Origin of the sequence: Ferrovibrio sp., from assembly GCF_019636075.1 — a bacterium.
In the GTDB taxonomy this organism is placed as follows: Bacteria; Pseudomonadota; Alphaproteobacteria; order Ferrovibrionales; family Ferrovibrionaceae; genus Ferrovibrio.
This window is the reverse complement of record NZ_JAHBYG010000080.1, coordinates 1-5,528: the sequence shown is the minus strand read 5'-3', so window position 1 is coordinate 5,528 and position 5,528 is coordinate 1. Positions and strand designations below refer to the sequence as shown.

The following is a 5,528-nucleotide window of genomic DNA, read 5'->3' as shown; positions in this document are numbered from 1 at the left end:
GGAGGGCAGGGCGATGGTGAGGGCCTTGGCGATAATGGCGCTGGCAGCGGTGGCGTGGGTGATGATGACGCGCCGGGCGACGGCGGCGGTGACGGTGACGGAGCCGGGGCCGATGAATAGCGTATTGACCGGACCCGCTGCGTATCTGGCGATTGTGCGCCGGCTGAATGCCGATGAGTTCGGCGGGTTTTTTGATCCCGCGTTGATCATGGGCATGATTGCGACCGAGAGCAGCTATCGACCGAACGCCTATCGCTATGAAGCCCGGCTGGGTGAAGCAAGCTACGGCCTCATGCAGGTGTTGGAAAGCACGGCGCGGGATCGCGGCATGGTCGGCAGCCCAGAGCAAATGTACGATCCTGAAATCGGCATCCGCTTTGGCATGCGCCAATTGAAGTGGTCCTACGACTACCTTGCTGCGCGCATCGGGCCGCCGTCGCGCGAACAATTGCTGTCGGCTTACAATGCCGGCGTCGGCTATGTCGTGAAGGGCGGCGCGCGGATCGACTATGCCGCCAAGGTCGAGCTCTACATGGCCGATTGGGTGGGCTACGCGTGATGGATGCCGTCAAAGAGATATTGGCGATGGCCAACGCGCCTCTGGCGGCGGCGGTGATATATCTCTTTTGGCGCCTTGATCGTCGCGTTCTGAAAATCGAAGTGCTGTTGGAGCGTGTCTTCAAATCAGAGGCGGCGGAATAATGCTGGGCAGCATCATCACCGGATTGTTGGGGATCGGCGGCAAGGTGCTGGATCGCGTGTTGCCGGATAAGGTGAAGGCGCAGGATCAAAGCCACGAGCGCGCGTCCAAGCAGATCGATGCGACCTTGGAAGGCGAGCGCAGCCGCAACTACTTCACGCCGCGCGCGGTGGTGATGTATGCCATGGCTTTTGCCGTGATCTACGGCGTGGTTGTGCAGCCGTTCTTGGCGGCCTATGGCCTCGCGCTGCCGGTTGTCGATTTCAGCGCGCCGTTGCGCATATTACTCGGTCTGCTGGGACTGGAGTTCGCATGAGTAATCCTGTCGATATGGAGATATCGATAACCGGCGCCACCTATCGGAGCGCATCGGAAGTGGTTGCGCGGAAGCCCTATGTTCGGAATGTGCGGCTAGTCGGTCGGATGTGGGTGGCGGACGTGCCGGGCGAGGGTGACGGCCTGACGGTCGGACGGCTGCCCGACGATCTGGCGCCGCAGCAGATCGAGGAAATCTATCACCCCGGCCTGTCTACCGGCATCGACAATTACGGCCTGACCAAGCAGGGCGCTTATTACGATAGCAGCGGTTTATTCGCCGGCCCCGGCCTTGGCTTGGTCAACAATGAGACGCTGCGGCGCTGGCTGCCGTGGATTTTGGTCGGTCTGGTGGTGGTCGCCTTGGTGGCGGTCGAGGGCCGCACGGGCGTTGTGCGTCGGGCGGCTGGAAAGGCGGCCCGCGGGGCGGGTCAAAGGGCCGCCAGGGCTGCCGTGAAGGGCGTTGCGCGGCACCTTGCCAGCCGATAGGCCCGCCAGGGCGTCCAGACGGCCTCTGGCGCGCTCTAGGCCGGCCTGGGCGATGCGGCGCACCTGACGGGTGGAAAGCCCGGTCCTGGCGGCTATATCGGCCTCTGTGGCGCCAGCCTGCCATGCCAGGGTGATCTCCCGGTCGCGGTCCCATGTCGATTGCCGTTTGGTCTGGGCAGCCCGCAGCCGGGCCGCCCGGATGGTTTCCTGTTCCAGGGCCACCCGGGCGCGCTCGTAGAGATCTGCGGCAGTGCGCTGATAGGCGTCCGCAAGGTCTTTCAGTTCGGACGCGTCAAGCCTGTGAATAAGCCAGATCGGAACCATCGGGGATAGCCTGTTTTAGGCGAGTAAACAGAGACTTAATCCCCCGGAGAATGCGCCGCTTGATTTTCCATAATATACATTATCCGATATTTGTAGATATGGTTCCGACTGTCTTCGGAATGCTAAACTGCCTCGCCCCAAGGCCATTTTTCCGTGTCGTTTACCCCAGCCAGTCCGGAGCCTTCCATGTCGAGTAATGCCGCTCTTGAACGCCTGCTCGGCATCATGGCCAAGCTGCGGGATCCCGATGGCGGCTGCCCGTGGGATCTGGAACAGAGCTTCGCCACCATCGCGCCCTATACCATCGAGGAAGCCTACGAGGTTGAGGATGCAATCCGGCGCAACGACATGCCGGCCTTGCGCGACGAGCTTGGCGACCTGCTGCTGCAGGTCGTGTTCCATTCCCGCATGGCCGAGGAAGCCGGTCTGTTCGATTTCGAGGCCGTGGCCGATGGTATTTCCGACAAGCTGATCCGCCGCCACCCGCATGTCTTTGGCGATGTTCAGGTCGACAAGCCGGATGCCGTTCATGTGAATTGGGAATCCATAAAGGCAGCGGAACGTGCTGAAAAAGAAAAGCAATTTCCGCCAGATATCTCCCCGGTCCTGGCTGGCGTCACCAGCGGCCTGCCTGGCCTGACCCGGGCGGTGAAATTGCAGAACCGTGCCGCCAGGGTCGGCTTCGACTGGCCTGATAAGGCTCCAGTTTTTTCCAAAATCAGAGAGGAATTACAGGAGCTTGAAGAAGAAATCCAAAATAATGGTTCATCTGAAAGCATCACTGAAGAATTTGGTGATTTTCTATTTGTTGTCGCAAATTTAGCGCGCCATCTTAAACTTGATCCGGAGGATTGCCTCCGCTTTGCAAATCGTAAATTTGAAAAGAGATTCAGTAGTATGGAGAATATACTTAAATCTGATGGTAAGGATTTGGCCGATTGCGACCTCGCCACCATGGATGCGGCCTGGAACAAGGCTAAGCACCTGGAAAAATAGCCGATTGATTCCAATGGGTTAAAATTCAACCCGCCTTATTCCGGCCATCCAATCGCCTTGGCATTACCCTTTCCCGACCCAGGAAAGGCCATATCCCACCGCCAGCTTTTACTCCGTGGACGGCACTGATAGCCGCCGCCGGATTTGAAGCAACGGAGGATATAGACATGCGTAAGAACCAAATACTGATCCCTGCCGTGGCCGCCCTCGCCCTGTTTGCGGCGCCGCTCACCATCTCCCAGGCCCGCGCCGCCGACATCCTGCCCAACTGGGAACAGGTGGAAGGCAACTGGAACCAGTTTGCCGGCAAGGTGAAGCAGAAATGGGGCAAGCTGACCGATGACGATCTCACGGTCATCAACGGCCAGCGCCAGGAGCTGATCGGCAAGGTGCAGGAACGCTATGGCATCGCCAAGGCGGAGGCCGAGAAGCAGGTAAAGGATTGGGAACGCACCGAGTTGGTGAAGCCCAAGCAGTAACCTGCGCTGTTTTCCCAAACCAACTCTAATTCACATAAATTTCCGGAGAAATACCATGACCAATACCACCGCGCGTGTTGAAGCCAAGATCGCCGGCATCCTGCCCTCCTGGGACCGTGTTGCGGGCAACTGGAAACAGTTCTCGGGCAAGGCCAAGGAGCGCTGGGGCAAGCTGACCGACGACGATCTGACGGTGATCGACGGCCGCCGCGAGCAGCTGGTCGGTAAGCTGCAGGAGCGCTACGGCATCATGAAGGATGAGGCCGAGCGCGAAATCAGCGCCTGGATGGAAGCTGCCGACAAACTCGACAAGGCCAATGAGGCCAGCAACAAGGCTGCGGCCAGCCGCCGCCAGCCGCATTAATCCGTCACATCAAGGAGAGTTGTACCATGCCGCGTAGCACCCCCGCGAACCGCAGCGTAGAAGCCGATTTCCGTGCGCTGCATAACCAGGTGGCCGAGTTGGGAGACCAACTCGGCGCCCTGCTCAGCAAGGCCAAGCAGGAAGGCGGCGCCGCCGCCGAGGCCGAGTTGGGCCTGTTGCAGGAAAAGCTGAACACCCTGTTGGCCGATGCCAAAGACAAGGGCCAGGAGGCCTGGAACAAGGTGGAAGACACCGTGCGCGAACGCCCGGGCACCAGCCTGGTCACCGCGTTTGCCGCCGGTGCCATCCTCGCCGGCCTGCTGCTGCGGCGATGAGCCTGCAGCTTTTCGGGCTGGCCTTCCAAGGCCTCCAGGCCGCCGCCTCGGCGCGGCAACGGCGCCGCCTGGCTGTCGTTGCCGTGGCCGGGGCGGTGGCTGCCCTCGCCTTGCTGAGCGGCCTGCTCTTGCTTGGCTGGGCGGCCTTCCTGGCGTTGTGTCTGTGGGTGGTGCCGCCGCTGGCCGGTTTGCTCGCCGCCTTGCTGATGCTGACGCTATCCGGCCTGGGCGGCCTGCTGGCTTATCGGCTGCGGCCGGATCCCGGCCAGGAAATGCAGCATATGCTGCAGGAAAGTCTGGCGCCGCTGGGGCCGATGGTGCGCGAGAATCCCAAAGCCGCCATGCTGTCCGCGGCGGCTTTGGGTGGTCTGACTTATCTGCTGTTGCGCAAGTAGGTTGGCAGCGGACAAGTAGGTCGGCTGCGGAGGCGCGCTCAGAACGGGATTTCGTCGTCCAGGTCGTTGTTGCGGGCCGGGGCGCGACCGCCGCCAGAACTGCCGCCACCGGAATAGCCGCCGCCCGAGGACCGGCCGCCGCCTCCGCTGCCAGAGCCGCCGCCAGAGCCGCTGCCGGCATAGGTGTCGCCGTAATCATCGCCGCCGCTCATGCCGCCGCCCCCGCCGCCCATGCCGCCGCCGTCGCGGCCGCCATCCAGCATGGTCAACTCGCCGCGATAGCGCTGCAGCACGACTTCGGTGGTGAATTTCTCCTGGCCGTCCTTGTCGGTCCATTTGCGGGTCTGGAGCGAGCCTTCCAGGTAAACCTTGGCGCCCTTTTTCAGATACTGCTTGGCGATTTTCACCAGATTATCGTTGAAAATCACCACGCGGTGCCATTCCGTGCGCTCCTTGCGCTCGCCGGAACTCTTGTCGCGCCAGGTATCGGAGGTGGCAATCGAAAGCTGGCACACCTCTTCGCCGCTCTGCATGGAGCGGATTTCAGGATCGCGGCCCAGATTTCCAACCAAAATCACCTTGTTGACGCTGCCCGCCATGGATTTCGCTCCGCTGCTGAATACCACCCGTGTTCTCTAACTGGTCTTGTATCATCCAGTTGGCGTATAATGAAGGGCTGCCACCCAGAAAATTCCTCCCCCGAACCCAGACCCGCCGAAAACAGCCATGCAAAAGACCATCTCGGTTCGCGGTGCCCGCGAGCATAATCTGAAGAACGTGGACGTGGATATTCCGCGCGACAAGCTGGTGGTGCTCACCGGCCTGTCCGGCTCGGGCAAATCCTCGCTGGCCTTCGACACCATCTATGCCGAAGGCCAGCGCCGCTATGTCGAATCGCTGTCGGCTTATGCGCGGCAATTCCTGGAATTGATGCAGAAGCCCGATGTGGATCATATCGACGGCCTCAGCCCGGCGATTTCCATCGAGCAGAAAACCACCTCGCGCAATCCGCGCTCCACGGTGGGCACCGTCACCGAGATCTACGATTACCTGCGCCTGCTCTATGCCCGCATCGGCGTGCCCTATTCGCCGGCCACCGGCCTGCCGATCGAAAGCCAGACCGTGAGCCAG

General features: G+C 61.2%; 10 protein-coding genes and 1 pseudogene. 10 read left to right on the top strand and 1 reads right to left on the bottom strand.

Features of this window, described 5'->3' with window-relative positions:
• The 9 genes from KF827_RS19425 to KF827_RS19385 form a co-directional block, all read left to right on the top strand.
• Positions 1–559 (top strand): transglycosylase SLT domain-containing protein (locus KF827_RS19425; protein WP_291009248.1); only part of this gene is annotated, 559 nt, incomplete at its 5' end.
• Positions 559–702, top strand: coding sequence for a hypothetical protein (locus KF827_RS19420; RefSeq protein ID WP_291009246.1), 144 nt, complete (start codon positions 559–561; stop codon positions 700–702). The genes KF827_RS19425 and KF827_RS19420, both read left to right, overlap by 1 nt.
• Positions 702–1,016: a hypothetical protein gene (locus tag KF827_RS19415; RefSeq protein WP_291009243.1), complete on the top strand. Its 315-nt coding sequence runs from the start codon at positions 702–704 to the stop codon at positions 1,014–1,016. The genes KF827_RS19420 and KF827_RS19415 overlap by 1 nt, the downstream gene beginning before the upstream one ends.
• The gene (locus KF827_RS19410; RefSeq protein ID WP_291009240.1) at positions 1,013–1,504 is read left to right on the top strand and encodes a hypothetical protein; all 492 of its coding nucleotides are present in this window, start codon (positions 1,013–1,015) and stop codon (positions 1,502–1,504) included. The genes KF827_RS19415 and KF827_RS19410 overlap by 4 nt, the downstream gene beginning before the upstream one ends.
• A 510-nt stretch (positions 1,505–2,014) precedes the next feature.
• Positions 2,015–2,824, top strand: a complete 810-nt coding sequence (mazG, locus tag KF827_RS19405) for a nucleoside triphosphate pyrophosphohydrolase (protein WP_291009237.1) — start codon at positions 2,015–2,017, stop codon at positions 2,822–2,824.
• Between the two features lie 260 nt (positions 2,825–3,084).
• Entirely contained in the window at positions 3,085–3,303 is a 219-nt protein-coding gene (locus KF827_RS19400) for a CsbD family protein (protein ID WP_291009251.1), read from the top strand.
• Between the two features lie 55 nt (positions 3,304–3,358).
• The gene (locus KF827_RS19395) at positions 3,359–3,667 is read left to right on the top strand and encodes a CsbD family protein (RefSeq protein ID WP_367273155.1); all 309 of its coding nucleotides are present in this window, start codon (positions 3,359–3,361) and stop codon (positions 3,665–3,667) included.
• A 26-nt stretch (positions 3,668–3,693) separates the two neighbouring features.
• Positions 3,694–4,002 carry a hypothetical protein gene (locus KF827_RS19390; protein ID WP_291009234.1) on the top strand — a complete coding sequence of 103 codons (309 nt, stop codon included), beginning with the start codon at positions 3,694–3,696 and terminating at the stop codon, positions 4,000–4,002.
• The gene (locus KF827_RS19385; RefSeq protein ID WP_291009231.1) at positions 3,999–4,397 is read left to right on the top strand and encodes a hypothetical protein; all 399 of its coding nucleotides are present in this window, start codon (positions 3,999–4,001) and stop codon (positions 4,395–4,397) included. Before KF827_RS19390 ends, KF827_RS19385 begins: the two co-directional genes overlap by 4 nt.
• 38 nt (positions 4,398–4,435) lie before the next feature.
• Here the strand turns inward: KF827_RS19385 and ssb are convergent, their stop codons facing one another.
• On the bottom strand, positions 4,436–4,996 hold the full coding sequence (ssb, locus tag KF827_RS19380; protein WP_291009228.1) for a single-stranded DNA-binding protein: 561 nt from the start codon (positions 4,994–4,996) through the stop codon (positions 4,436–4,438).
• 127 nt (positions 4,997–5,123) lie between these two features.
• Between ssb and KF827_RS19375 the strand changes: the two are divergent.
• Positions 5,124–5,528 (top strand): annotated as a pseudogene (locus tag KF827_RS19375) (excinuclease ABC subunit A); the annotation flags it as partial.

Excerpts from the sequence above, each read along its gene's own strand:
- KF827_RS19420 (WP_291009246.1), top strand. The coding sequence starts at position 559 with ATGGATGCCGTCAAAGAGATATTGGCGATGGCCAACGCGCCTCTGGCG.
- KF827_RS19415 (WP_291009243.1), top strand. The coding sequence starts at position 702 with ATGCTGGGCAGCATCATCACCGGATTGTTGGGGATCGGCGGCAAGGTG.
- KF827_RS19410 (WP_291009240.1), top strand. The coding sequence starts at position 1,013 with ATGAGTAATCCTGTCGATATGGAGATATCGATAACCGGCGCCACCTAT.
- mazG (WP_291009237.1), top strand. The coding sequence starts at position 2,015 with ATGTCGAGTAATGCCGCTCTTGAACGCCTGCTCGGCATCATGGCCAAG.
- KF827_RS19395 (WP_367273155.1), top strand. The coding sequence starts at position 3,359 with ATGACCAATACCACCGCGCGTGTTGAAGCCAAGATCGCCGGCATCCTG.
- KF827_RS19390 (WP_291009234.1), top strand. The coding sequence starts at position 3,694 with ATGCCGCGTAGCACCCCCGCGAACCGCAGCGTAGAAGCCGATTTCCGT.
- KF827_RS19385 (WP_291009231.1), top strand. The coding sequence starts at position 3,999 with ATGAGCCTGCAGCTTTTCGGGCTGGCCTTCCAAGGCCTCCAGGCCGCC.
- ssb (WP_291009228.1), bottom strand. The coding sequence starts at position 4,996 with ATGGCGGGCAGCGTCAACAAGGTGATTTTGGTTGGAAATCTGGGCCGC.